The following is a 430-nucleotide window of genomic DNA, read 5'->3' on the forward strand; positions in this document are numbered from 1 at the left end:
CGTTTTGCTACCGCGCTTACGCTTGGTGGCCCTTGGTGAGGAGTGTGATTTAAAGCCCAAATCACACTCCTCACCAAGGGGTTATTAACTGTGCTTATTACACTACTCCCCTGAAGCTCAATAGCTTGTTAAGCGTGTAGCTACACTTGTTTTTGGATTTTTACTGAAATTCAGGTGAAAAATCGCGCAGAAATGTTCTTTTTTGCTCTTGCCACTGATCGTGGTAATCCTGCAAAATCGCTCCAAATAAGCGTTCTGCTGCAGCTTCATTCGGGAAGATCCGGACGACACGCTCACGTCTGCGGATCTCCTGATTTAAGCGCTCCAATGAATTTGTGGTTCGTAAGCTAATCTGATAAGGTTCCGGTTGGGACAAGTACTGCAGCGCATCCTCGAAGCCTTCATCTAATATTTCTAAAGCTCTTGTATA

1 protein-coding gene is annotated in these 430 nt (G+C 45.1%); it reads right to left on the reverse strand.

All coding sequences use genetic code 11. The features are described 5' to 3' along the window. Positions 1-160 precede the first annotated feature (160 nt). Positions 161-430 (reverse strand): transposase (locus LFYK43_RS13175; protein ID WP_174713999.1); only part of this gene is annotated, 270 nt, incomplete at its 5' end.

It is taken from the genome of Ligilactobacillus salitolerans, assembly GCF_003864415.1.
Classification (GTDB): domain Bacteria; phylum Bacillota; class Bacilli; order Lactobacillales; family Lactobacillaceae; genus Ligilactobacillus; species Ligilactobacillus salitolerans.